This is a genomic window from Brevibacterium sp. HMSC063G07 (genome assembly GCF_001810665.1).
Taxonomy (GTDB): Bacteria; Actinomycetota; Actinomycetes; order Actinomycetales; family Brevibacteriaceae; genus Brevibacterium.
The window spans coordinates 201,986-226,832 of record NZ_KV802363.1; the positions used below are offsets into that span (position 1 = coordinate 201,986).

Here is a 24,847-nt window from a genome sequence, read left to right on the forward strand (position 1 = left end):
CCTCCATAAAGCCTATTGAACGGCCTTAGCGATCTCATAGAGCCGCGCTGGCATTGGTCGTTCAAGTTCCCACACGATCTGCATGGGTTTTTCGCCCTCGTGACTGACGTACCGCGCATTACCCAGGCAGGTGTACGGTTCGGTGCCGATCTCACCGACCTTGGATTCACGCACAAACAGCACGACGTTTGAACCATCGCGTTCGTGGTTGATGTACCTCTGTCCGGTAGCTGATTCCGCCCGCGTCAGGCTTTGCGATTCCCAGTGGAAGAGCGTTTCCGTCAATGCGTAGTCGCGGTACATGGTGCTTGGCGAATAGTCAGCTGCCGACTTGTTCAAAGTCACCAGAAGGATGTCGGTTTTCAGTTCGGGCACCCATTTGACGCCTTCACGAATGCTGCCGGGTTTTTCACTGTTTATTGACCCCACTCCAAGGCCCGCAAGCAGTTCTTCGCGTGAGTAGGTTGCGTGACTGCGTACCGGTTGAGTTTCCAGACCACCACTTAAGGGTTGTGGCACTACCCGCGAACGGGACTCTTGGAACTCAATGATCTGATCCAGTTCGTCACGCACATAGTCCGCCCGCAGGAGTCGTTCGAGGCCTACTTCGATGCCCTCCGAATGCCCGCTTGGCCAGAACGAGTAATAGAGCATGATTGCCAGCGGGTCCCGCGCAAGCTCGGGTGTTACGGCGTCTGCGTTCAGAATTCGACGATAGCCGCGGAACCGATCGGGGTCATCAACGTGCACGAAACTGCGCATCCGTTCAAGCAGAAGCTGTTCGGCAACACTGGGGTTAAAGCTGCGTCGCGTGTTAGCCCACGCTTCGTACTGCCTCCATGAGTTAGGCCCAGAAACACCTTTGTACGTGCGTTTGGCGCTGGCTTTATACACAGTCGAAAGACCCCGATCCGTCCGGTCGAGGTACTCCTTCAACCGCAGACCTTGCTGTCTTTCGATTTCCGAAGAGTGTTCGTGAACATCCACCAGGAAGGCACCGATCTTCATGTCCAACTGACTCTTGAGGTTGTTCACAACCTCTTCCCGGACCACTGAGTCGAGCACGATCTGCGATCCCGCCGGCAGGAATGGGAACCCTTCCTTGGCTGAGTGCTGAAGGCTTTTTCGCCCTTGACCCGTGAGAGCACGTAGTTTGATGTCGAATCGGAAGTCCTTGTGCTGATGACCGACGAAATCGAGGACCGTGAGGACAGATTTACCTTGAGTTCGGCGCAGTCCGCGGCCCAGCTGCTGAATAAAGATGGTGGCCGACTGGGTTGGGCGCATCATGAGGATGGTGTCGATCGCGGGAAGGTCGAAGCCTTCGTTGAAGACGTCGACAGCCATGAGGCAATTGAGTTCGCCATGAGCAAGTTTGTCGATCGCTTCAGCCCGAATAGTCGGATCCGTATGTCCGGTGACCGCTTCGGATGGGATTCCAGCTTCGTTAAAGACTCGCGCCATGTACTCGGCATGTTCTACAGACACACAGAAGCCCAAAGCTTTCATGGTGCTCGGGTCAGAGACGATGTCGTTAGTTGCCGCAATGATCTTCCGTGCGCGGGCGTCATTGCCCGTGTATACCTTGTTCAGGCCGGCAACGCTGTATCCGCCGGCCGTGAACTGGACGCGAGAAACATCGACACCATCAGCGACTCCGAAGTAGTGGAACGGCACCAGGAGGTCGTTGTCGAGCGCTGTCCACAGTCTGAGTTCGCTAGCGATGCGGCCGCCGAAATAGTGCGCAACGATGTTTTGCCCGTCCGCCCTTTCGGGGGTCGCGGTGAGGCCTAGAAATTCGCGGTACTCAGTGAAGTGGCTAATGAGCCTGCTGTACGAAACTGCCGACCCGTGGTGGAATTCGTCGATGATGATGACATCAAAATGGCCTGGGTCGAAGCGAGAGAGCTGTTCTTCTTTTGAGAACGACTGAATCGACGCGAACACGTGGTCCCATGTGGTTGGTAGGTACCCGCTGCAGAAAAGTTCACCGAAGGAACCGTCGCCTAGGACATCGCGGAACGTTCGTAGGGATTGTTCAAGAATTTCTTGCCTATGAGCAATGAACAGCAAGCGCGGACGCGGCCCGTCGGTGTCTTCGCACTGTCTGCGGTAATCCAGTGCTGCAACCACGGTTTTACCAGTACCAGTTGCAGCGACCACGAGGTTCTTGTGGATGCCTAGAACTTGGCGTTCGTGTTGGAGGTCATCCAGGATGATGGCCTGGTGAGGGTAGGGCCGAACGTCGAGCGAACTGGCCAACAACGAAACCGGGGTTTTGTTCGTTGAACTTTCGTTGAGCGCCTTTTCGAGCCGCTCACCGTCAGCTTCTGGGCCATATGGTTCGAACATCGGCGACTGCCAGTAGCTTTCGAAAGTCGTTTCGAACTTTTCGACGAGTTCCGGTGTCTGTACTCGCGAGGCACGAACATTCCATTCCAGACCGTCGACCATTGCCGCATGGCTCAGGTTTGAGCTTCCGATGTACGCGGTGTCGTAACCAGTTTTCCGATGAAAGACCCATGCCTTGGCATGCAGCCGGGTTGTCTTGTTGTCGTAGCTGATGTGGACTTCGGCCCCACATTTGTTGACCAGGAAGTCGAGCGCCTTCTTTTCGGTGGCACCCATATAGGTGGTTGTGAGTACGCGAACCGGCACTCCTCTACGCCGCAGATCAAGCAGTTGGTCTTCAAGAACACGGATACCGGACCACTTGATGAACGACATGATGACGTCGACCCGATCTGCACTCTGCATTTCGAGCCTGATTTCGGGCCCAAGCTGTGGATCGCCCTTAGCGTTGGTAAGAAGTGCGACATCCGACAAAGGCGTGCTCGGCGGATTAGGTAGTGCATGAGGAGGCCGGGCCACACCTCGCAACTGCCTAGGTTTGTGATTCGTAGACAGCTGGCCGTCCTGTGGTAGCGACCGAATGCTCGCGAGGATGGCGTTCACGAACTCAACACGCTGCTCCGTTGTCTTCAGTGCCTTTAGTTCCTGTTCCACGTGCTGCGCAACATAGCGGGACAAAACGTGCGGAAGGTCAGCTTCATCGATATTGTGCACAGCGTTTCTAAGCTCGTCTTCATGTTCTTGCAGAACACGCTCAAGCCCCGTGGTCACAAGGCTTTCGTACAGGCCTGGCTGTAGTTCCGGAACGTTCATGACTGGCCTTCCACCGGGAACCCGTTCTGTTCAATTGTTCGCAAAGCGGGAAGATCGGGCTTTGCCCACGTGACAGTCGCAAATTCTTCGGGCGCCAGCCACTGAAAAGCATCGTGGTCCGTGCTCGAAGAAATATCTGCTGAGGTTGTCACCCAGTAGCAGGCAAGGTCGATGTTATTGGTGCCGACAGGGGTCACTTCGCGTGTGACGAGGTCGCCGACTACCGCATCGGTCAATCCGAGCTCTTCCTTGAGTTCGCGCGCTAGAGCCACCCGAGGGTCTTCTCCGAGCTCGACCTTTCCACCAGGGAATTCCCACCGCCCACCGGCAGACTTTTCCGGTTTCCGCCGACACGCCAAGACTTGGCGTTCACGGTGAATGACTGCCCCGACTACACGGATTGATGTGCTCATGCTCACACAGTAGCCGCAGGCACTGACATAAGTTAGACCGCCGACAGAATCTGCTCGCCCAGCACGAACACCGCCATGGCCAGGACGAACACTCCAAAGCCCTTCTTGAGCTTCTTTTCGGGCACGTTGCCGATGAACGATGCCCCGATCATCGAACCCACAATCGACAGTCCCGTGAACACCAGCGTGAACACCCACGGGATCTCCGTCTGCCCCACATGACCCAGCAGACCGGCCGCTGACTGCAGCGCAATGATGTACACACTCGTGGCCACCGCAAAGTTCATACCCAAACCGCCCACCAGGGCGAGCGCTGGCACAATGAGGAACCCTCCCCCAGCACCGACCAGACCGGCAATCACACCGATCATCGTGCCCAGCACAACCACCAGCCACACCTTTGGACGGCGTTCAACAGTGTCACCTCGACGGCGGCGAATCATGCCGACACCAGCAGCGAACATCACAGTCCCGAAGATCAGCATGAGCACAGTCCCCGGCAGGTACCCCGACAGCTTCCCGCCGAAAAACGAACCCAGCATCGAACCGAGCGCAAAAGCCGTCCCGATCTTCCACTGCACCCGATGGCTGAACGCATGCCGCACCGCGCTGATCAGCGACGTTGTTCCCACAATGAACAACGACATCGCAATCGCCTGCTCCGTTGGGAAACCCGCCGCATAGGTCAGGATCGGCAGCGTGAGAATCCCACCCCCACCGCCGAACAGCCCAATCGTCACCCCAACAAGCAAAGCCAGGATCAACGCGACAACGATCGGCGCAGTCACAGTCATATCCGCCGCATTCCACTTCCCAACGACACCGGCAGGTCACTCCCAGGCTACGCCCCCTCACGAGGGGGAGGTTCAGAAACCGGGCAGCGGCACCTCGTTATTCATCTGGCCGGCACCGGTCAGCCACTCAGTCAACTTCACGGTGCGTGCGCGCAACCCAAATGCCGCACAGCCCCGAGATGAGGCAGCCGCCCAACAGGTAGATCGCCACACCAAGCCACGAACCATTGCCCAGGGCGACCAACCAGGTGGCAACAAACGGCGTGAAACCACCGGCAATCGCAGCCGCCACCTGGTAAGCGGTGCCAGCACCGGAGTAGCGGAACTCAGCCGGGAACATTGACGCGAACAGCGGCTGCTGGACAGCGACCACAGCATCGTGGGCGATATTCACCAGGATGATCGCGCAGATGACAATGCCGATGAACGCACCCTTATCCAGGGCGAAGAAGAACGGGAACGCGAAGATTGCACCGACAACCACACCGAACAGGTACACGCGCATTCGGCCGAACCTGTCGGCGAGGTAGGCAAACAGCGGGATCGTCAGAATGCCCAAACCGCCAACGAACAGATTGACGTTGAGCATGGTCTGGCGCTCAAAGCCCAAGTTGTCGACCGCGAAGGCCAGCGCGAAGGTTGTCACAACGTACATCGAGAACAGTTCGATGAACCGCAGACCGATGATCTGCACCAGCTGGGCCGGGTAGCGGCGCACCGCCTCCAGCAGCGGCAAACGCTTAGGTTCGTCCTCCTGCTGCAGGCGCTTTTCGACCTGGATGAACTCTTGGGACTCTTCAACACCCGCGCGGACCCACAGGCCCAAAGCCACCAGCAGAGCGCTGAAGATGAACGGAATGCGCCAGCCCCATGCCGTGAACGCCTCGTCAGACAGGACGCTGTTGAGAATCGACACCGCCGCAGTCGACAGGAGCAGACCCACCGAATAGCCAATCTGCACACCTGATGAAAACAGTGCACGCAGACCCCGCGGAGCGTTTTCAACGGCGAGCATCGCCGCGCCACCCCACTCACCGCCAACAGCCATGCCCTGCACGCAGCGCAAAACCACCAGCAGCAGCGGAGCCACCCAGCCGATCTGCGCATACGTAGGCAGAAGGCCGATGAGAGCAGTCGCAACACCCATGATGGTCATGGTCCACACGAGCATCCGCTTACGGCCAATACGGTCACCGAAGTGGCCGAAGATGATGCCGCCCAAAGGCCTGAACAGGAAGCCCACGCCCAGTGTTGCGAAGGCCGCCAGGCGCGATGCGATGGGACTTGATTCGGGGAAGAACACCTGCCCCAGCACAGTTGCCGCGACCAAACCGTACAGCAGAAAGTCGTACCATTCGACAACCGCGCCGACGAATGAACCCAGTGCGGCCCTTCGGCTCTGCGCTGCAGACGGAGTGCTCATAGTTGCCCTTCCCTTTTCTGTTAACCGGCTCATTGTGGCAGACATCACGCCTTGGTGTGCGCAAGTGTCCGAGTAGTGGGCGTTTGGCGGGCTTGCGGGCGGTGGTGGCGGCCCTTCCGACGGCCAGACTCACGCAGTAATGCAAAGTCACGCGCTAATGCAGCGCTTTAACGCGCAAAACCGCATTAAACCGCAGATGCAGCCCAGCAGCGCCACACCAACCAGCCCAAACCCAACCCACCAACCGCATTCAACGCAAAAGCCGGGACCAACACCCAACGGTGTCAATCCCGGCTTCTGCCTTAAGCCAGCAGGCTAGGGCAAGCCGTTAAGGCCAAGTGCTCCGGCCCACCCGGCTGAAAAACCTGAAAATCAGGCCTTGCCGATCACGTCGAACTTGGCGTTCGCGGTGATTTCGTCGTGCACGCGGACGGTCGCGGTGTAGGAACCGGCCTCCTTGATGTGCTTGGGCAGGGCGATCTGACGGCGGTCGAATTCGTGACCGACGGCTTCCTTCAGTGCGTCAGCAACTGCGGTGGTTGTGACGGCACCGAACAGACGGCCGCCCTTGCCTGCCTTCATTTCGATGCGAGCGGTGGTCGCCTCAAGCTTTTCCTTGAGGGCGATTGCCTCTTCGCGGTCAGCAATCTGACGAGCCTGACGTGCCTTGCGCAGTGCTTCAACCTGCTTTTCGGCACCTGCGGTCCAGGGCTGAGCCCAACCGCGGGGCAGAAGCAGGTTGCGAGCGTAGCCAGCGCGAACGGTGACGACGTCACCAGCAGCGCCGAGGCGGTCAACTTCCTGATTCAGGATGAGTTTGATGTTTGCCATTTTCGTTACCCCTCCGATCAGCGAGCTGAGCTCGTGTAGGGCAGCAGCGCCATTTCGCGGGCGTTCTTAACGGCCTTGGCGATCTTGCGCTGTTCCTGCACAGTCACACCCGTGACGCGGCGAGCACGGATCTTGCCGCGGTCGGAGATGAACTTACGCAGAGTTGCAGTGTCTTTGTAGTCGATGTAGGAGGTCTCACCCGCACCCAGCGGGTTGGCCTTCTTCTTCACCGGCTTCCGGATTTCCGGCTTTGCCATTTTTAAACTCCTGTTGAAAATATGCGTCGAAACAGACGGCGCAGAAGCTAAACGCTAGAAGTCAAGCAGCGGATCAGAACGGGGGTTCGCTTTCAGTGGGGCTTCCCCAGCCGCCACCGCCCTGATTCTGGTTGGGATCGGATGCGGCCCAGGGGTCATTCTGCTGGCCGCCGAAGCCGCCTTGCTGACCACCGCCGTAGCCGCCCTGGCCACCACCGGGCTGTCCGCCCTGCTGGCCCCAACCGCCGCCGGTCTGCTGGCCGCCATAGCCCTGACCGCCGCCATAACCGCCTTGCTGACCGCCGCCCTGGAATCCACCAGAGCGTTCGACCTTGGACACCTGTGCTTTTGCGAAGCGCAGGCTGGGGCCGATTTCGTCGACGTCGAGTTCCATAACGGTGCGACGCTCGCCTTCCTTCGTGTCGAAAGAACGCGACTTCAGCCGTCCCTGAACGATCACGCGGGTGCCGCGGCTGAGTGATTCAGCTACGTTTTCAGCGGCATCGCGCCACAGGGAGCAGCGCATGAAGAGGGTTTCACCGTCGCGGAATTCGCCGGCTTTGCGGTCGAACATGCGAGGAGTCGAAGCGACCGTGAAGTTGGCAACCGCAGCACCGTTGGGCGTGAACCGAAGTTCAGGGTCCGAGGTGAGGTTGCCGACGAGTGTGATTACTGGATCTCCGGCCATTCTGACTCCTTAGCTGAACGCTGTCTGTTGTTCGAAAGTGATTACTGAGCTTCGGGACGAAGGATCTTGGTGCGCAGAACAGCCTCGTTGAGGCCGAGCTGGCGGTCGAGTTCGTGTGAGGTTTCCGGCTTCGCGGTGAAGTCGACGACTACGTAGTAGCCTTCGGTCTTCTTGTTGATTTCGTAGGCGAAGCGACGGCGGCCCCACACGTCCACGTTGTCGACCGTTCCGCCGTCAGCGGCAACGACCTTGAGCAGGTTTTCAACAGTGGAGTCCACGGAACGCTCTTCGAGTTCCGGTTCCAGAATGAGCATGAGCTCGTACTTACGCACGTGTAACCCACCTCCTTTGGTCTGAAGCGGCCATGGTCTTTCCATGGCAGGAGGGTATGTGCAGTGCTTCCGTCATAGCCCAGTTCTACACTGAGCCCATGACACAAGCCGTTCCATCTTAGTCGTTGACTCTGATTTTGCGCCACTTTGCGGCAAGCAGCCACACCAACAGGCCTGCGATTGCCATCCAGCGCAGCGCCGTGAATACAAACAGCCATCCCGGTGCGAGCCCCTTGCCGGGGTCGATTGCATCGGCGTCTGACAGGTTGACCGCGATGAACAGCGCGGCCTCGGACAGCATCCAGAAGAAATGCAGGACGAGGCTGTGCACGGCTGCCGCTGCAAACGGCACCAGCCACAGGGCCTCCCCCACACCGGCACGAGGCGCCGTCAACAGTGCCGCTGCCAACAGCATCGCTGTTATCGACAAGGGGTCGGCGCGGGTGCCTCCACGCAGGAAGAGCACAAGAGCCGCGATCGCCACCGCCGCAATGAACACGATCAGCGCCGACGTGTTGAGAACTGCACTCTCAACACAGTAGGCCGCCAGCGAGTAGAGCGAGCCGCGGTCAATGCCGTCGGTCAGCCACACCTGGATTCGCCCGATGATCCTGCCGTCGACCACTACCAGCGCCCCCAGGGCAACCATGAACAGTCCCGTGACGGTCAGAGCCGACTGTGTGAAGCCGCGCAGCATCGCGGAAATGCACCATCCGATGACCACGACAACAGCCAGCGGGCTGATGACAGCGGCCAGAGCGAACATGATCGCCACCACCGCCAGAGGCGCCAGCGGCTTGCGCTCCGGCCCTTTCGCAGAGTGCCCCTTGCCAGACGGCCCCTCGGCATCCGCCACACGGCCTTCCCCAACCAGCACGAGTGCCCACAGGGCCAGAGCAAGTCCCACCGGGTCAAGCGACTGCCCAATGGAAAAGAACACCACGGGCGACAGCGCAAACACGGCAAACCACGACCGGTCCCCCAGCAGCCGCAGAAGGGCCATGCCCGCCAGCAGAAACGCAGCGAAGTTGAGAACCAGCAGAATCGCCATGCTCACTGTCGGGGAGAAAGCGGCGCCGAATCCGAATACGAACCACTCGGCAGCAGGTCCGGTCAGCGCAGTGCCAGTGCGGCCCGGCGCTTGCGGCCACTCGGTGCCCAGCAGTCCGTTGGCGATAGGCGACGCACACATGCGGTAGGAGGCATGCGGCATGCCCCACCCTGCGGCAATACACGGCACCTGACGCAGAATGCCGGCCAGGCCCACGCACCCCAGCAGGGCAATCGCCGCTGCACCCTGAAAACGCAGATACGCCCTGCCGGGGGCGCCGAGGAACTTTCCCCGACCTCCCCCGAGCAGGGGCGCTGCGACATCAGCCGGTGAGCGCACGGGTCAGTTGCCACCCTGCGAATCCGGGTTGGGGTTCTTCGGCGGGTCGTCCTTCTTGCGCTTCTCCTTCTTGGGCTGCTCCGGTTGCGGCTGCTCGCGCTCCTTGGGGTCCTGCGGGTTCCGCTTTTCGATATCGTCCGGCAGCTCGGTTGGGCGTTCCAGCTGTCGGCCCTTTTCGGGACTGGACTCTTCGTCCGGGTTGTTGATTTCCGGAGCCTTGGTTTCCTTCGGCTGTTTTTCGCTGCCGCCTTCGTCCCGAGGTCCGGTCCGCGGGCGCTCGGTATTGCGCGGCTGTTGGGGAACTTCGCGCGAACCGCCGCTCTTGTTCTCCGGCTTTTGGACATTCGGAAGTTCGCCCCGCTCGGGGAACTGCTCGACATCCATGCCCTTCATAGCCCCCTGCATGTATTTCGTCCACGCGATCGTGGGGTACGAACCACCGGTAATCGACCCGCGTCCGCCATAGGACCCGATGTCGATGGGAACACCCTTGTCGTCATACCGGAAGATCGACACGGCTGTCGCCAGCTGCGGGGTGTAGCCGACGAACCAGGCCGACTTCGAATCGTTTGAAGTACCCGTCTTTCCGGCAACAGGGCGGCCCAGGTTCGAGGCGTAGCTGGCGGAACCTCCCTGCACCACCTGGGTCAGCGCGTAGGTGGTCTCGGCCATGACGTTCTTGTCGAACTTCTTTTCGCCCTCATTTTCGGCCTCGTAGATCGTTTCGCCGTCGGGGTCGACCGTTTTGACCACAAAGTGCGGTGTGCGGTGAACACCCTCAGCGGCGAAGGTCGCAAACGCGCTGGCCATCTGCAGCGTAGTGGGGCTGGCGGTGCCGAGCACGTTCGAGGCGTTGGAGTCCAGGCCCTGCGTGTCCTCCGGCAGCCCGGCGCGCACGGCGACGTCCTTGGTCTTCTCCGGTCCCACGTCGATGTTGAGCTGGGCGTAGGCGGTGTTGATCGAGTTCTGGGTTGCCTTCAGCAGTGTGACCTGGCCGTAGGTCTTGCCGCCGTAGTTCTGCGGCGCCCATGTACCCCCGCCGGGCAGCTGGAAGGTCTGCGGCGAACCGGTGAACGAGTCATTGAGCCGGAAGCCGTTTTCCAGGCCCGCCACCAGGGTGAACGGTTTGAACGTCGAACCGGCTTGCGCGGTGTCCTGCGTGGATGAGTTGTGCATCCGCTTGAAGTAGTTCTTGCCGCCGTAGATCGCACGGATTTGGCCGGTCTTGGGGTCCACCGAGGACAGCCCTACGTGCATCCCGGATTTGAGTTTCGGCAGGTCTTCCACGGATTCGACCGCCGACTTCATCATCTTCTTGTCGATTCCGGTGTGGATCTGCAGTCCGCCGCGGTCAATCTGTTCGTCGGTGAGACCAGCGTTGGTCTTCAGTTCGTGGCGCACCGAATCCATCAGATAGCCGGTTTGACCCTTGCGTTCATTGTCTGATTTGGGTTTGTGGAACTTGGGCAGTTCCATCTTGTCGGCTTCTTCCTGCGTCAAGTACTCCAGGTCGACCATATTGTCGATCACGTAGTCGAAGCGCTCCTGCAGGCGCGAGGGATCTTCGGCCGGGTCTTTTGCCCCAGGCGTCTGGATCATCGCTGCGAATGCCGCAGCTTCTTCGACCGTGAGGTCCTTGGCGTCCTTGTCGAAGTAGGACTGTGAGGCCACCTCTACTCCATAGGCACGACGGCCCAGGTAGATGGTGTTGAGGTAGTTCGCCATAATCTGGTCCTTGGACAGTTCCTGGTCCAGCTTGATGGCGATGAACATCTCCTTGACCTTGCGCTTTAAGGAGAATTCGTTCGTCAGGTAGTAGTTCTTGACGTACTGCTGGGTGATTGACGAACCACCGCCGGCGTAGTCGTTGGTGACGATGCCGACCGCGGCGCGGAAGATGCCCTTGATCGAAATGCCGCGGTTTTCGTAGAAGCTCTTGTCTTCGGCGGCCTGGGCAGCGTGCGCCATGTTCGGCGAGATCTCGTCGGGTTTGAGGATCTTGCGGTTTTGGTCCTTGAAGGTGCCGATGACATCGTCACCGCCCTTGTAGTAGACGTACGAGGTCTGACCTGCGGCCTGCGCGTTCGGCTCTGGGATGGGTGTGAGCGCGTAGCCGACGGTGAAGCCGGCAATTGCCAGCAGGAGTGCACCGAGCAGGCCGAGGCCCCACAGGCGAGCGGACGGCAGCCATCGCGTCCAGCCCTGTTTGTTCCTCCTCGGATAGTTGAGGAAGCGGCTGGCACTGGAACTCTTTGCCGCTGCCTTTCGCTGAGCAGTGGACACAGTTTTCCCCCAATACGACAAATCAAATCATTTCAGTCAACCACAGTTCACTGTGAGTCGTCCTAAAAATGTGCCGAATTTCATTCTGCCGTGTCTTCTTCTGTGACGCATCTCAATCACGAGGCGCCGCCGGCTGCCGCTAGCGTCTCACCCGGGTGCTGCCCGAGTGGCAAAGCCGACGGCCGGTGCGCAGGGCACCGGCCGTCGGCACTGATCTGATCACACGAGCGCTGTCACGCCCGGCGGTTCAGGGTTCTTCAGTAGAGGCGGTTCAGCCTTTGAGTCCGGGAAAGTCCGTGTCTGCCCATTCCTGAGCGGTGACGGTGGCTTCGCCGAATTCGGGGTGGAGTTCGAGTTCGCGGGTGCGCAGCTCAACACGGCGGATTTTTCCGGAAATGGTCTTGGGCAGTTCCGTGAACTCAATGCGGCGGATGCGCTTATAGGGTGCGAGCGTTTCGCGGCAGAACTTCAGAATCGATTCCGCGGTGGCCGCAGTGGGCTCCCAGCCCGGGGCGAGGACGACATACGCCTTGGGCACTGCCAGGCGCACTGGGTCCGGTGATGGAACGACTGCAGCTTCGGCAACCGCTTCGTGTTCGATGAGTGCGGATTCGAGTTCGAACGGCGACAATCGGTAGTCGCTTGCCTTGAACACGTCGTCGGCTCGGCCGACGAAGGTGATGTAGCCGTTTTCGTCTTTCGCTGCGACGTCGCCGGTGTGGAAGACGCCGTCGTAGAAGGCTTCTGCGGTTTTGACTTCGTCGCCCCAGTAGCCCTGGGTGATGCCGACCGGGCGCGGGTCGAGAACAGCGCACACTTCGCCTTCGTCGCCGAGTTCGCCGGTGGCAGGGTCGCGCAGCACGATGTCATAGCCGGGCAGCGGGCGGCCCATGGATCCGGGAACCATTTCCTGGCCGGGGGAATTGCCCACCATGAGCGTGGTTTCGGTCTGGCCGAAGCCGTCGCGGATGTCGGTGCCCCATTCGGCGCGAACGCGCGAAATGACTTCCGGGTTCAGCGGTTCGCCGGCGGACATGGTCTTCTGCGGCGGGGTGGGCAGCAGGCTGAGATCGGCGTGGATGAGCATGCGCCACACGGTCGGTGGAGCGCAGAAGCTGGTGACACCGACCCGTTCCATGGTCTTCATGAGCGCTGCCGCGTCGAAGCGTGCGTAGTTGTAGATGAAGATGCACGATTCTGCGATCAGCGGGGTGAACAGGTTCGACCACGCGTGCTTGGCCCAGCCGGGTGAGGAGATGTTGAGGTGAATATCGCCGGGCTCCATGCCGATCCAGTACATGGTCGACAGGTGTCCCACCGGGTACGAGGTGTGGGTGTGGGCGACCATTTTCGCCTTCGACGTGGTGCCGGACGTGAAGTACAGCAGCAGGAGGTCGTCGGCTTTTGTCACGCCGTCAGCCTGGAAGTCTTCCGAGGCGCCGGTCGAGTCTGCGTAGGCGAGGTCCTGTTCGCGCTGGGGTTCGCCGCCGACGACGATCCGCTTGAGGTCGACTGCGACATCGTCGAATTTCGAAGCCGAAGGGCCTTCGACGACGACGTACTGCGCTTTGCCGCGGTCGGCGCGGTCCTGCAGATCGATGGGGCCCAGCTGCACGGTGGTGGGCATCAGGACAGCACCGAGTTTGATGCCGGCGAGCATGGTCTCCCACAGCTCAACCTGGTTGTTGAGCATGACCATGACGTGATCGCCGCGCTTCACACCGGCTTCGCGGAGGAAGTTGGCCACCTGGTTGGAGCGACGGCGCAGCTTGTCATAGGAGTAGATGTTCTCCTGACCGTCTTCTTCGACGATCCACAGCGCGGGATTGTCGTTGCCGTCAGCTACCTGGTCGAACCAGTCCAGTGCGAAGTTGAACTCCTCAAAGCGCGGCCAGGTGAATTCCCGGCGGGCTGCTTCGAGGTCGGTCCGATACCGCAGAAGCGTGTCGCGAGCTTCGCGGAAAGTGGTGGTGACGTCGCCCATATGGGGTTCTCCTTCTGTGATCTGGGCCTCTTTGCCAGGTCTAAGACTAGCCCGCTTCCGGCTGTCCTGCCCACCAGGCCAGCAGAGCAGCCTTGGCCGTGTCGAAATCGGTTGGCCCGTTCTCCATCCGCAGCTCCAACATGTGCTTGTACGCCCGGCCTACAACCGGCCCGGGTGCGATGCCCAGAATCTGCATGATCTGCTGTCCGTCCAGGTCAGGCCGGATGGCGTCGAGTTTTTCCTGACGCTGCAGGTTTTCGATACGCCGTTCAAGGTCGTCATAGGCCCGCGCCAAACGGTCTGCTTTGCGCCTGTTGCGGGTGGTGACGTCGCTGCGGGTGAGAATGTGCAGGCGGGTCAGCTGGTCGCCGGCATCAGTGACGTAGCGGCGGACTGCAGAATCGGTCCAGCCGGCGTCGCCGTAGCCGTAGAAGCGCAGGTGCAGCTCCACCAGGCGGGCCACCCGCTTGGTGGTTGCGTTGTCGAAGGCGAGTGCGCGCATCCTCTTGCGCACAAGCTTCGCGCCGACAACATCGTGGTGGTAGAAGGTGACCGCGCCGTTGGGTTCAAAGCGGCGGGTGTCGGGTTTGCCGATGTCGTGCATGAGAGCGGCAAAGCGAACCGTGAAATCCGGGACCGAAATCCGCAGCTGCGAATCGGCCGGCAGCGGTTCGTCCGCTTCGTCGTCTTCTGCCGCCGCGGCATCTGCTTCGGCCTGCTTGCGGGCGTAGCGCTCTTCGAGTTCAACGGCCTGGCGCAGCACCGTCAGCGAATGCCGGTAGACGTCCTTGTGGCGACCGTGTTCGTCCTTTTCTTCCCGCAGGCGCGCAACCTCGGGCAGAAAAACATCGGCAAGGCCCGTGACAACAAGCAGGTCAATGCCCTTCCACGGTGCTTTTCCGCAGATGAGCTTGACCAGTTCGTCTTTGATCCGCTCGGCCGACACAATGTCCATTCGCCCGGCCATATCGGTCATGGCTTCACGGACGTCATCGGTGAGCTCGAAGTCCAGCTGAGAAGTGAAGCGGGCCGCGCGCATCATGCGCAGCGGGTCGTCGCTGAAGGAGTCCTCCGCTTTTCCGGGAGTGCGAATCTTCCCGGCGGTCAGGTCGTCAAGCCCGCCAAAGGGATCGACGAAAACACCTCCGGGCAGGCGAACGGCCATCGCCCCGATAGTGAAATCGCGGCGCACAAGATCGTCATCGAGGTTGTCTCCGAACGCCACTGCCGGCTTGCGGGACTCGGAATCATAGGCTTCCGCACGGTAGGTGGTGATCTCAATCTGCCGACCCTTTTTGACCATCCCGATGGTCCCGAACTTCTTGCCGATATCCCACCACGTGTCCGCCAGGTCTCGGATCAGCCGCACAATGTCATCCGGCCTGGCGTCAGTCGTGAAATCGAGGTCCGGCATGTCCCGGCCCAGCAGAGCGTCGCGCACAGAACCGCCCACAAGAGCCAGTTCAAAACCGGCATCGGCGAAGGTCCGGCCCAGAGGACCGAGAACATCGTCCAGTTTCTCGAGTGCCTCAGCCAGTCGAAAGTGCGCTGTCGCTGCGTCCACGCAGACCTCCTTTTTTGTCCCGTACAAGGGTACCCGCGCTCTCACAGAACCCGCGGAGACCTGAACGGTAGGGTAGAACTCATGATTCGACCGCTCCCCAAACCGGGACCCTTCCCGGCACGCTCGCAGGCTGTGGAGGAAACCTCCGCCGGCGGGCTCGTGGTCGATTTCTCATCCCGCGGCCGTGAGGTCGCCGTCATAGCCCGCATCAACCGGGCCGGCAGGCTCGAGTGGTGCCTGCCGAAGGGCCACCTGGAAGCCGACGAAACAGCAGCCCAGGCCGCCCGCCGCGAAGTTGCTGAGGAAACCGGCATCGAAGGCAAGGTCATCGCACCCCTGGGCAGCGTCGACTACTGGTTCTCCGCCGCCGGATTCCGCATCCACAAAGTTGTTCACCACTTCCTGCTGCGTGCGGTGGGCGGGGAACTCACTGTCGAGAACGACCCCGATCACGAGGCGGTGGCAGCCGAGTGGGTTCCCTACGCTGATCTGAGCGAACGGCTGTCATTCGCCAACGAACGCCGCATTGCCCTCGCCGCCGGACGACTCCTTCGATACCCCTCATGAAGATCATTCGCCCAATCGCCGCTGCGACAGCAGCGGCCCTGACAGTCCTGCTGGGAACCGCTCCCCTGCCCACCCCAGCGCAGGCCCAACCCGCGCAGGAGCAGACCTCCGCCTCGGCAGAAGAACAGGGCACAAACCGTGCGAAAGAGCCCGGCATCGAGATCACCTCGATCACCCCGTGGCTCGATGACAAGGGCACCCTGTCCATCACCGGACACGTGCGCAGCGGAAAGAAGGAACTGAAACAGCCCACGCTTCAGGTGGGCATGTCCTCCCAGATTCTCAATTCCGCCGAAGCCGTCAACGGGTGGGCGCGCAGCCCCAACCCCCACCGGTCGCTGACGAGCATCGCCCCGGACTTCAAACCGGAAACGGGCGATGACCCCATCACCGCCAGCCCGCTGCCTGAGACCATCAAAGCCAACACCACGGCCCGCTTCAGCGTGACAATCCCGGCTGCAAAGCTCGGGCTGTCAGCCAAAGACCCGCTGTCCGCGTGGGGCCCGCGCGGCATCCGCGCAGCCGTGACGACACAAGCCGGCGCCTTCGAACAGCCGACAACCGCCTACACCACGTGGTACCCAGAACCGAAAATCGACCAAACGCAGCTCGGGGTGGTCATCCCCGCCACCATCACCCGCTTCGGCCTCGACGGGAAGTACGTGCCCCAAGAGCTTGAAAAAGCCGCCGCCGGAGGGGAGCTCAGCGACCTTCTTGACGCGATGAAAAAGGCACCGGACGCTGCGATCGCCGTCGACCCCCGCCTGCTGCTGAGCATCAGCAGCACCCTTGAAGCCCATCAGAACTCCGAACAGACAGAAGCCACCGGCGGAAGCGATAGCGGCGAAGCCGCACCGGGCGAATACAGAGAACTCGAAGCCTTCTGGAGCGAGTTCCGCGAAGAGCTGACCAAACACGACATCATCCCGCTGCCCTACGCTGATGCAGACCTGCGCAGCGTCCGGGCCGTCGGCGAAGCCAAACTGGCCGATTTGGCACAGGCCGCCTCCCGACAGATAGCAGAAGCCGTGCCAGAACTCGAAGGCAGCAACCGGATTCTTCGCTACGCGTGGCCGGCTGCGGCCGGAGCCGACAGCAAGACCCTCAACACGCTCCACTCCACCGGCCACGATGCCGTGCTGCTGAGCGAAGACCAGCTGCCGACCAGCGCCTCCCACACGGCGAATGCGCGGGCCCAGCTGACCATTGACGATCTCGGATCGAATATCCCCGTGCTTGTGACCAACCGTCACCTCAATCAGGCACTCGGCATCACCGCACCGCCAAGCTCCGGGGACGAAGGACCTGCCGACAGCAAAAACAGCAGCACGCAGGCAGCATCCGCGGCAAGCCCGCAGTCGCCCAGGTCAGCTGAAGACATCAGCCGCGTTATTGCTTTGACCGCCGCAATCACCGCCGAACGTCCCTTCGATCAGCGCTCCATCCTCATGAACCTGCCGCGCCACACAGCAGAATCCGACTGGGCACAATTAGCCGCCATGCCACAGGACCTCCCCTGGCTGGATCCCATCAGCCTGCCCCAATTGGAAAAGACCGATAAATCCGACCGCGAAGCCTTCCAATCAGCTCAGACGACAACCCTGCCGGCCCCTACGATGGCACCGCTGCCGGGCCTGTACAAAGACATCGGCGTCTTCGATTCGCTGTTCGCCGACCCGGGCGAAGCCCGCACAGCCGATTCGCGCATGCTTCTGACCTGCGCGTCTGTCGGCTGGAAGAACCAGCCGAAGCATCTCGGCGAATGCGTCGCAAGCGCATCCCAAGCCGCCGAGGGCTTCGGCGGTCGCATTGGCATTGAACGCGGATCAACCGTCCTTCTGGTCACCGGCGAATCAACGACAATCCCGATTACGGTGCACAACAATTCGACCCGCACCGCCAAACTCGCCGTCAACCTGCGCCCCGAAACGGCACAGCTGCAGGCCGAAACCTCCCCCACACAGACAATCGGGCCCGGCGAACACGCTCGCTTCACCGTCCCCGTCAAAGGCATCGCCAATGCCGACGTGCCCAGCCGCGTCAACCTGGTAGCCGAAGACGGCACAGTGATCCCCACCGACGAACAGATGTTCGTGCGCGTCCGCGCCGACTGGGAGAACATCGGCACCGCAATCGTCGGGTCCGGTCTGGCGATCGTGTTCATCGTCGGCCTGTACTTCTCCGTACGCCGCGGACGGCCTAAGCTCCCCCAGAGCCAACTGGAAGCAGCCGTGGCACGAGCAGAAAGCCAAAACGACTAGTCTGCTGTGCTTGTGGCACCAGCACCTGGCACCTCGGTCCCTTAAGCAACAGCGCAGACACACGACCCACCACACAGAAGCGCACAGCCTGACAACAGCGCACAGCCGAAGAGGAGTTTTGTGAGCACATCGAAAGCAGCGTCATTCGCCAAATCCTCCGCGATCATGGGAGCCGGGACGCTCGTCTCGCGCGTCCTCGGGCTGGCCAAGACCATGCTGCTGACCGTGGCCATCGGCGTCACAATCGGCGGTGCGGCCGACGCCTTCGACGTTGCCAACAAAATCCCCAACAACCTGTACATGCTCCTGGCCGGCGGTGTGCTCAACGCCGTTCTCGTCCCGCAGATCGTCCGCGCCGCCGAACAGCCCGACGGAGGCAAGGACTACACCGACAGGCTGCTGACCCTGTCGATCCTGCTTCTGGGTGGGCTCACGATCCTCGCCACAGCCCTGGCGCCCGTACTTATCTGGCTGTATTCATCGTCAACCTGGTCGCCCGAGCAGACCTCACTTGCCGTCGCCTTCGCCTTCTGGTGTCTGCCCCAGCTGTTCTTCTACGGGCTGTACACCATGCTCGGCCAGGTGCTCAACGCCAATTCTTCCTTCGGGCCCTACATGTGGGCGCCGGTTCTGAACAACGTAGTGGCCATCGCCGGGCTGCTCGTGTTCATCTGGATGTTCGGTCCCGGCTCCGAAGGCCAGCACCCCGTGGGCGAATGGACCGGCCCCATGATCGTCGTACTGGCCGGATCCGCAACCCTCGGCGTGGTCGCGCAGGCCCTGGTACTCATCTGGCCGCTTAGGCGAATGGGCTTTCGCTACACACCCCGCTTCAACTTCCGAGGTGTCGGACTGGGAACAGCCGCGCGTGTCGCCGGTTGGACCTTCGGTGCGCTGGTCGTCGGCCAGCTGGGCTTCCTCGTGATTTCGCGCGCGGCTGCCCTCGGCACATCTCAGGGCGGCGAAGTCAGCGCATCCAACGCCGCATACACCGTTTCCTACCTGATCTTCATGCTGCCGCACTCACTCGTCGCGGTATCACTGGCAACAGCGCTCTTCACACCGCTGTCGAAGTACGCCGCCGCCGGCGACACCCCCGCTGTCAAAGACAGCTTCCGCACCGGTGTGAACCTCGTAGGTCTGGTCAACATGTTCTTCACCGCCGCCTTCATCGCACTGGCCGGGCCCGCCGCAATGGTCGTCGGCGGAGCGGGCTTCGAACAGGCCCGAGCCCTCAGCCTGGTCATCATCGCCATGATCATCGGGCTGGTGCCCTTCAGCGCAAACTATCTGCTCCAACGAGTCTTCTACGCCTACGAAGACGCCAAAACCCCTTTCTGGATCAATCTGCCCCAGGTGGTGCTGACCTCCATCGGGGTGATCATGTCGGCTCTCGTCCTGCCCCGCCACCTGATCGTCGCCGGCATCGGCCTGTCCATGAGCACCGGCTACGTCATCGCGATGCTGCTGTCGTTTATCCTGTTGCACAGGAAGATCGGCAACCTCGGCGGCAAGACGATCGTGTTCGCCCACATCAAGTTCGGCCTCGCAGCAGCGGTGTCCGGCGTCATCGGCTCTTTCCTGCTGAGCAGACTCGGTGATTTCTGGGCAAGCCGTGGGACCGCCTTCCTCGCAGCCGCCGGCATCGGAACGCTCATGCTGATCATCTACTTCGGCATCTGCTGGGCGCTGCGCGTTCCAGAGCTGCGCTCACTCATAACAACGGTGCGAGCCAAACTCGGGCGCTGATCATGTTTTCAGCCTATGCCGGTTAGAATCGATAGCCATAGCACACACGGGAGGTGGGACAGCTGACAAGCGCAGACCGCGGCACAGTCGTCGCCGACCGCTACGTCATATCTGAAGTGCTCCGACCCTGGCTTCCCGACCATCCAGAAGTCGGCCAGGTCAACCTCGGCCTCGACGCCGTTCTCGACGCCCCCGTCATCGTGTACACCGCCCGCGAAGACACCGCGGCCGGGCTCTTCAGCACCGCCAATCGCGCGGCCCTGCTGGCTGATCCGCGCATTCCGGCTATCAAAGACGTCGGCATGCAGGACGACCTCGTGTACATCGTATGCGATCGCACAGGCGGCACACCCCTGTCGAAGATGCTCGCCAACGGTCCTCTGTCCGTCGACCAGGCCCGGGCCGTGATCGGGGAAGTCGCAACCGCACTGACCCACGCTGACAAAAGGGGCCTGCACCACCTGATGCTTGGGCCCGAATCGGTTGCCGTCACCCCCGAAGGCGAAGTGATTGTCCGAGGTGTCGGCATAGATGCAGCAGTTGCCGATGCTGTCGAAAGCCTCGAAATCGACCTGCTCACACCCAGCCGGGCAGCCCGCCGCGACGCGCTGGACATCATCAACGTCTTCTACTCTGCTCTCACCGGCCACTGGCCTGGCGACCACGACCGCGCGGGATTGCCCGCGGCCGGACGCAAAAACCGTCGAATCACACCCGTCGGGGCTTTTACAAGCGAACTTTCAGACGAACTCGAAGTGTTCATCTCCGGTGTTGTCGGCGGCACCGATCCCGGCCCGCGCTCCCCCAGCGAAATCGTTCGCTACCTGGACAAGTGGGACACGAGCCTGCTGACCGAACTGCCCCAGCTTTCACGCACCGAAAGCGAACTCTTTGCCGAAAGCGCCGGCCCTGCCCACCCGGAACCGGAGGAAGTCGAGCCCCAGGCCAGCGCTTCTGATGCGCAGATGGCCAACGCCTGGGCTCGTATCGGGCTCGTTCGTCCAGGTGTTTCCGGAGCCGCCGCCGGCCTCAGCGGCGTGGGCGTCACTCCTTACGACGACCGCATGAAAATGGCAAAGGCCACCCGCTTTCCGCTGTCACCAGACCAGCTGGCCGGCAAACCGGAGTGGACGGCCGAGAACTCCCCGGCAAGCACCGCCAGTGCGCACGACCCGAACCTGACGGTGCCGATCGTGCACCGCGATGACTCAGAGCCGAGCACCCAGGCAATGCCGGTCATCCACGAACCCGAAGAGCCGCTTGCAGACGACGGCGACGGTTCGTGGTTCTTGGGCGGCGTTTTCCAAACCCGCGAACAAGAGTACGCCCGCCAGCGCGCCGAATACGACCACGAACGCCGCCTGCAGGAACACTCCCGCCGTCTCGCAGAATCTGCACAGGCAAAACAACACGCTGAAACCGCGAAGCAGCCGGTCCAGAAACCACAGGCTTCCGACGGCAAAGGCCAAGCGTCTGCAACCCAGACAAAGCCGGCTGCACAGTCAACAGCGCCCGCCCATCACACCGCAGACAAACGCACAGCGGCAGTCGGCGGCACCTCGACATCGGCCGGAGCTTCCGAATCGGTCGGAACTTCGGCAAAAGGCACGGAGACGCTTGCAGCTGCAACCAGCGGCGCTGCCACCGGAAAGAGCGGCACATCATCCAACACCTCGAACACGGCGAAAAGTCAGGGCAGCCAGGCTGAGTCTGCGAAGAAGCGCGGTGTCGTCTACGCAGCCCTGGCTCTCATCGCCATCGGCATCATCATTATCAGCGTGAGCATTTTCCGCATGTCCGGCAGCGACGGAGGCGACGCCGACACCGCAGCCCCACAGCCGGCCCCGCAAACCAACACAACAGCGCCTGCCGAAGAAGAGAAGAAGCCGGAACCGGTCAAGGTCGAAATCACCAAGGCCAAGGCCCTGGACCCGCAGGGTGACGGCAAGGAGAACAGCGCGAGGGCAAAGAACGTCCTGAAGAAGAAGGACAACTGGACTTCCGACCGCTACAACTCCGCGAAGTTCGGCGGGCTCAAAGACGGCCTCGGCCTACAGCTGACGCTGAAGGACGAACAGGAACTGACCAAGGTCATCCTCGATTCCAAGGCCAAGGGCGGTGCTTTCGAAATCCGCATCGGCAGCAGCCCCGAAGATGCCAAGACCGTCGGCAAGGGCAAATTCGGCAAGAACACCGAAGTCGAACTCGACGAACCCGTCAAGACCGACAGCTTCTACGTGTGGATCATCGAACTGCCCACCTACGAAGGCAATTCAAAGGCCGCCATCAGCCAGATCACCGCCTACGCCAACAAGGGCTGACCTGGCACCGGGCTCGTTTCACCCGCGGAATAACGGTCCGAACACCGCCGTTGCACCCAGGAGAAGACCACAGGCGCCGGATCAGCCGGAGCAACGCTTCCAAGGAGAACACCCGTGACCAATAAGAAGCTCATCATCGTCGGCTCCGGGCCAGCCGGATACACCGCCGGCGTATACGCGGCCCGCGCCGGATTCGAACCGCTCATCATCGCCGGTTCTGTCACTGCAGGCGGCGAACTGATGAACACAACAGACGTCGAGAACTTCCCCGGCTTCCCCGAGGGAATCCTGGGGCCTGACCTCATGGAGAACATGCGCCAACAGGCCGAGCGCTTCGGTGCCGAAGTTCTCTACGACGATGTCAAGACCATTGACTTCTCCCCCGGTGCGCACAGCCTCACCACAGAAATGGGCGAAGAGTTCACTGCCGAAACCGTTATTCTCGCCACGGGGTCGGCTTACCGCGAGCTCGGTCTGGACAACGAGAAGGCTCTCACCGGCAAAGGCGTAAGCTGGTGTGCCACCTGTGACGGGTTCTTCTTCAAAGACCAGCACATCGCAGTGGTCGGCGGCGGCGATTCCGCAATGGAAGAAGCCACCTTCCTGTCGCGCTTCGCCTCGAAGGTCACCCTTATCCACCGCCGTCAGGGTTTCAGCGCATCGCACACCATGGTCAAACGGGCTCAGAGTGATCCCAAGATCGAGTTTCTTCTCGACGCTGAAGTCACAGCCGTCCATGGTGACGACAAGCTCACGGGCGTCACGGTCCGCAACACCACAGACGGCTCAGAATCTGAACTCGACGTCACTGGCCTGTTCATCGCCATCGGGTCCGACCCGCGCACCAACCTGTTCAAGGGTCAGCTCGACCTGCACGACAACGGCTACATCAAGGTTGACGGCCGGTCTTCGCGAACAAGCGTAGAAGGTGTGTTCGCTGCCGGCGACGTCGTAGACTCTGTGTACCGACAGGCCGTTACGGCAGCCGGTTCCGGCTGTGCCGCAGCCCTTGATGCTGAAAAGTACCTGGCCGATCACGCCGATAAGGAGTAAACATGTCTCAAGAAGTCACCGACGCCGATTTCGAGGCGGAAGTCCTCAAGCACGACAAGCCCGTCCTTGTCGACTTCTGGGCCCCGTGGTGTGGCCCGTGCCGGCAGGTCGGACCAATCGTCGATCAGATCGGCGAAGAAAATGCTGACAAACTCAAGGTCGTCAAGCTCAACACTGACGACAATATGAAGACGGCAGCCGCGTACGGGATTACCGGAATTCCGGCTATGTATGTCTTCAGCAACGGTGAAGTTGTCAAACAGATTGTCGGCGCAAGGCCCAAACCTGCACTCGAAGAGGAACTCGCCGAATTCATCGGCTGATTTTCGCAGCCCAGACCGCTTCAGGCGCCCAATGTAGAATCATTGGGCGCCTGACACTTTAACGGAAGAATCTATGGACACCTATTTTTCACACGGGGACAGCGATCCCATCATTGCCGTGACCAAAGGGCACCTTGGCCGACTGGGCTACGTTGTGGGCGCACCGGACAACGCCGTATTCGATCACACGTTCGAATCGGGTCTTCGGCAGTTTCAACAGGATCGCGGAATCGTAGTGGACGGTGTCCTTGGCAAAGAGTCTCTGGACGAAATTGAGCTTGCACGTTTTCGCTTGGGCGATCGAATTCTCAAGTACGATCCAAGCAGACCCCAGATCGGGGACGATGTGGCTGAGCTTCAGAAGCGTCTTGCCAATCTTGGCCTGCTCACCTCTTGGATCAGCTTTCGGTTTGAGGAATCCACTGACACCGCAGTTCGCAGCGCGCAGCGCGAACTGGGGCTGAACTCCGACGGCATTGTCGGACCGAAGACCATCAAGGCCCTTATGGATGTGCACCGTGACCATGCCGTGGGCAACATCTATAACCTCACTGAACGTGCACGCGTCAAGTCCCTGGGCCCGTCCCTGGCTGGACAGGTGATTGTGCTGGAGTCCGCTGCGTCGACCCACCACTTCCCCACCGCCGAATTCTCTGCTGAGCAGCGAGAACTTCAACGCCGGATCAGTGACGATATTGCCCGCCGTGTTGACGGTCGTCTCACTGCACTTGGGGCCGCAGTCGTGCATGCCACGGACGACAACCCCAACATTGCCGACGAGCTTGGGTCCTCCGCGCTCATCTCGATCGCACTAGACAACAGCCCTTCTCCGCTGCCGAACGGGGTCGCCACCTACTACTTTGGTTCAACCAGGACACCCTCGATCTTCTCGCCCGTAGGCCGGGAACTCGCGAACCTGGTTTCACGTGAAATCGATTCGCGCACTCCCCTGCTGAACTGTCGCTCACACGCCAAGTCGTGGGAATCTCTTCGCAATCTCAACACACCGAAGATCTACGTCCTTGCTGGATACGTCAGCAGTCAACACGACATTGCACTTCTCGAAGGCGCATCGGTGCGAGTGGATATCGCCGAAGCAATAGTCGCGGCGATTCAGCGGCTGTTCCTAACAGAGCAGAATGACTATGACACCGGCACGCTTGACCTCAGCAACGTCCCCTGGGCTACTCGCTCTTAAACTCAGGTTCTCCGCCTCGGTCTCGTCGCGCCTGGCACTTCCTGCCCCGCCTATCCTCCAGCCACCTGGACCGTAAAATCCCGGGACATCGTTCACTCGATGCCCCGGGATTTTACATTCAAGTTGAGTTTCTGCTCGGTCATCTTACTTTCAAATCTTCTCGACGAGGTGCTCACACAAAGCGGCAGCGCTTGATTAGTTGGGACGAATTATGTGGGAAAGCCCCGCCGGACCCGATAGCCGTATCTCCG

General features: G+C 60.9%; 19 protein-coding genes. 7 read left to right on the top strand and 12 right to left on the bottom strand.

Annotated features, from left to right (window positions below; all coding sequences use genetic code 11):
• Nucleotides 1-12 precede the first annotated feature (12 nt).
• The 12 genes from HMPREF2757_RS09565 to HMPREF2757_RS09620 form a co-directional block, all read right to left on the bottom strand.
• On the bottom strand, nt 13-3,165 hold the full coding sequence (locus HMPREF2757_RS09565) for a DEAD/DEAH box helicase (RefSeq protein WP_070575966.1): 3,153 nt from the start codon (nt 3,163-3,165) through the stop codon (nt 13-15).
• The gene (locus HMPREF2757_RS09570) at nt 3,162-3,578 is read right to left on the bottom strand and encodes a (deoxy)nucleoside triphosphate pyrophosphohydrolase (RefSeq protein ID WP_070575969.1); all 417 of its coding nucleotides are present in this window, start codon (nt 3,576-3,578) and stop codon (nt 3,162-3,164) included. The genes HMPREF2757_RS09565 and HMPREF2757_RS09570 overlap by 4 nt, the downstream gene beginning before the upstream one ends.
• A gap of 32 nt (nt 3,579-3,610) precedes the next feature.
• Entirely contained in the window at nt 3,611-4,372 is a 762-nt protein-coding gene (locus HMPREF2757_RS09575) for a sulfite exporter TauE/SafE family protein (RefSeq protein WP_083304225.1), read from the bottom strand.
• Nucleotides 4,373-4,499: 127 nt separating this feature from the next.
• Entirely contained in the window at nt 4,500-5,795 is a 1,296-nt protein-coding gene (gene shiA, locus HMPREF2757_RS09580) for a shikimate transporter (protein ID WP_070575972.1), read from the bottom strand.
• Nucleotides 5,796-6,167: 372 nt separating this feature from the next.
• Nucleotides 6,168-6,626 carry a 50S ribosomal protein L9 gene (gene rplI / locus HMPREF2757_RS09585; protein WP_070575975.1) on the bottom strand — a complete coding sequence of 153 codons (459 nt, stop codon included), beginning with the start codon at nt 6,624-6,626 and terminating at the stop codon, nt 6,168-6,170.
• Nucleotides 6,627-6,643: 17 nt separating this feature from the next.
• Nucleotides 6,644-6,883: a 30S ribosomal protein S18 gene (gene rpsR / locus HMPREF2757_RS09590; protein WP_019174237.1), complete on the bottom strand. Its 240-nt coding sequence runs from the start codon at nt 6,881-6,883 to the stop codon at nt 6,644-6,646.
• Between the two features lie 73 nt (nt 6,884-6,956).
• Complete coding sequence (locus HMPREF2757_RS09595) at nt 6,957-7,571, bottom strand: single-stranded DNA-binding protein (RefSeq protein ID WP_070575978.1); 615 nt, start codon at nt 7,569-7,571, stop codon at nt 6,957-6,959.
• Nucleotides 7,572-7,612: 41 nt separating this feature from the next.
• Entirely contained in the window at nt 7,613-7,903 is a 291-nt protein-coding gene (gene rpsF, locus HMPREF2757_RS09600; RefSeq protein WP_019174235.1) for a 30S ribosomal protein S6, read from the bottom strand.
• Between the two features lie 118 nt (nt 7,904-8,021).
• Nucleotides 8,022-9,293: a hypothetical protein gene (locus HMPREF2757_RS09605; RefSeq protein ID WP_070575980.1), complete on the bottom strand. Its 1,272-nt coding sequence runs from the start codon at nt 9,291-9,293 to the stop codon at nt 8,022-8,024.
• 3 nt (nt 9,294-9,296) lie between these two features.
• Nucleotides 9,297-11,576 carry a transglycosylase domain-containing protein gene (locus HMPREF2757_RS09610; protein WP_070575983.1) on the bottom strand — a complete coding sequence of 760 codons (2,280 nt, stop codon included), beginning with the start codon at nt 11,574-11,576 and terminating at the stop codon, nt 9,297-9,299.
• Between the two features lie 271 nt (nt 11,577-11,847).
• A complete protein-coding gene (locus HMPREF2757_RS09615) occupies nt 11,848-13,560 on the bottom strand; it encodes an AMP-binding protein (protein ID WP_070575986.1) in 1,713 nt (570 codons plus the stop codon).
• Nucleotides 13,561-13,606: 46 nt separating this feature from the next.
• Nucleotides 13,607-15,124: a CCA tRNA nucleotidyltransferase gene (locus HMPREF2757_RS09620; RefSeq protein WP_070575989.1), complete on the bottom strand. Its 1,518-nt coding sequence runs from the start codon at nt 15,122-15,124 to the stop codon at nt 13,607-13,609.
• Between the two features lie 81 nt (nt 15,125-15,205).
• Between HMPREF2757_RS09620 and HMPREF2757_RS09625 the strand changes: the two genes are divergently transcribed.
• The 7 genes from HMPREF2757_RS09625 (at nt 15,206) to HMPREF2757_RS09655 (ending at nt 24,596) form a co-directional block, all read left to right on the top strand.
• The gene (locus tag HMPREF2757_RS09625; protein ID WP_070575992.1) at nt 15,206-15,691 is read left to right on the top strand and encodes an NUDIX hydrolase; all 486 of its coding nucleotides are present in this window, start codon (nt 15,206-15,208) and stop codon (nt 15,689-15,691) included.
• Nucleotides 15,688-17,952 (top strand): DUF6049 family protein, encoded by a 2,265-nt coding sequence (locus HMPREF2757_RS09630; protein ID WP_070575995.1) that lies wholly within the window; start codon nt 15,688-15,690, stop codon nt 17,950-17,952. The genes HMPREF2757_RS09625 and HMPREF2757_RS09630 overlap by 4 nt, the downstream gene beginning before the upstream one ends.
• 120 nt (nt 17,953-18,072) lie before the next feature.
• Nucleotides 18,073-19,701, top strand: a complete 1,629-nt coding sequence (gene murJ / locus HMPREF2757_RS09635; protein WP_083304226.1) for a murein biosynthesis integral membrane protein MurJ — start codon at nt 18,073-18,075, stop codon at nt 19,699-19,701.
• Between the two features lie 53 nt (nt 19,702-19,754).
• Nucleotides 19,755-22,022, top strand: coding sequence for a hypothetical protein (locus HMPREF2757_RS09640; protein ID WP_070575997.1), 2,268 nt, complete (start codon nt 19,755-19,757; stop codon nt 22,020-22,022).
• Nucleotides 22,023-22,136: 114 nt separating this feature from the next.
• Nucleotides 22,137-23,075 (top strand): thioredoxin-disulfide reductase, encoded by a 939-nt coding sequence (trxB, locus tag HMPREF2757_RS09645; protein WP_070576000.1) that lies wholly within the window; start codon nt 22,137-22,139, stop codon nt 23,073-23,075.
• Between the two features lie 2 nt (nt 23,076-23,077).
• A complete protein-coding gene (gene trxA / locus HMPREF2757_RS09650; RefSeq protein ID WP_070576003.1) occupies nt 23,078-23,398 on the top strand; it encodes a thioredoxin in 321 nt (106 codons plus the stop codon).
• Nucleotides 23,399-23,471: 73 nt separating this feature from the next.
• Nucleotides 23,472-24,596 (top strand): N-acetylmuramoyl-L-alanine amidase, encoded by a 1,125-nt coding sequence (locus tag HMPREF2757_RS09655; RefSeq protein WP_070576006.1) that lies wholly within the window; start codon nt 23,472-23,474, stop codon nt 24,594-24,596.
• Nucleotides 24,597-24,847: the final 251 nt, after the last annotated feature.

What these genes read in the sequence shown, in the direction of transcription:
- HMPREF2757_RS09565 (WP_070575966.1), bottom strand. Translation starts at nt 3,165, where the DNA reads ATGAACGTTCCGGAACTACAGCCAGGCCTGTACGAAAGCCTTGTGACC.
- HMPREF2757_RS09570 (WP_070575969.1), bottom strand. Translation starts at nt 3,578, where the DNA reads ATGAGCACATCAATCCGTGTAGTCGGGGCAGTCATTCACCGTGAACGC.
- HMPREF2757_RS09575 (WP_083304225.1), bottom strand. Translation starts at nt 4,372, where the DNA reads ATGACTGTGACTGCGCCGATCGTTGTCGCGTTGATCCTGGCTTTGCTT.
- shiA (WP_070575972.1), bottom strand. Translation starts at nt 5,795, where the DNA reads ATGAGCACTCCGTCTGCAGCGCAGAGCCGAAGGGCCGCACTGGGTTCA.
- rplI (WP_070575975.1), bottom strand. Translation starts at nt 6,626, where the DNA reads ATGGCAAACATCAAACTCATCCTGAATCAGGAAGTTGACCGCCTCGGC.
- rpsR (WP_019174237.1), bottom strand. Translation starts at nt 6,883, where the DNA reads ATGGCAAAGCCGGAAATCCGGAAGCCGGTGAAGAAGAAGGCCAACCCG.
- HMPREF2757_RS09595 (WP_070575978.1), bottom strand. Translation starts at nt 7,571, where the DNA reads ATGGCCGGAGATCCAGTAATCACACTCGTCGGCAACCTCACCTCGGAC.
- HMPREF2757_RS09615 (WP_070575986.1), bottom strand. Translation starts at nt 13,560, where the DNA reads ATGGGCGACGTCACCACCACTTTCCGCGAAGCTCGCGACACGCTTCTG.
- HMPREF2757_RS09625 (WP_070575992.1), top strand. Translation starts at nt 15,206, where the DNA reads ATGATTCGACCGCTCCCCAAACCGGGACCCTTCCCGGCACGCTCGCAG.
- HMPREF2757_RS09630 (WP_070575995.1), top strand. Translation starts at nt 15,688, where the DNA reads ATGAAGATCATTCGCCCAATCGCCGCTGCGACAGCAGCGGCCCTGACA.
- trxA (WP_070576003.1), top strand. Translation starts at nt 23,078, where the DNA reads ATGTCTCAAGAAGTCACCGACGCCGATTTCGAGGCGGAAGTCCTCAAG.
- HMPREF2757_RS09655 (WP_070576006.1), top strand. Translation starts at nt 23,472, where the DNA reads ATGGACACCTATTTTTCACACGGGGACAGCGATCCCATCATTGCCGTG.